This is a genomic window from Colwellia marinimaniae, assembly GCF_002207865.1.
Classification (GTDB): domain Bacteria; phylum Pseudomonadota; class Gammaproteobacteria; order Enterobacterales; family Alteromonadaceae; genus Colwellia; species Colwellia marinimaniae.
This window is the reverse complement of sequence record NZ_BDQM01000198.1, coordinates 1-294: the sequence shown is the minus strand read 5'-3', so window position 1 is coordinate 294 and position 294 is coordinate 1. Positions and strand designations below refer to the sequence as shown.

The 294-nt window shown below is 17.3% G+C and carries 1 protein-coding gene; it reads left to right on the top strand.

What is annotated here, in order from left to right; all coding sequences use genetic code 11:
• Positions 1-56: 56 nt before the first annotated feature.
• On the top strand, positions 57-294 hold a 238-nt coding region (locus tag MTCD1_RS23570), incomplete at its 3' end, for a hypothetical protein (protein ID WP_200818653.1).

The window sequence follows — 294 nt, the reverse complement described above, 5'->3', positions numbered from 1 at the left end:
ACTGATAATCCTTTTTTTCTTTTTTTCCCCCTTTTCTAGCAACAAATAGAAGAGAAATGGAAAGAGAAGAAAAGAAAAAAAAGGAAAAAAAAAAAAAAAAAAAGAAGAGAGGAAAAAAAAAAAAAAAAAAGAAAAAAAAAAAAAAAGAAAAAAAAGAAAAAAAAAAAAAAAAAGAAAAGAAAAAAAAAAAAAAAAGAAAAGAAAAAAAAAAAAAGAGAAAAAAAAGAGAAAAAAAAAAAAAAAAAAGAAGAAAAAAAAAAAAAGAAAAAAGAAAAAGAGGGAAAAGAAAAGAAA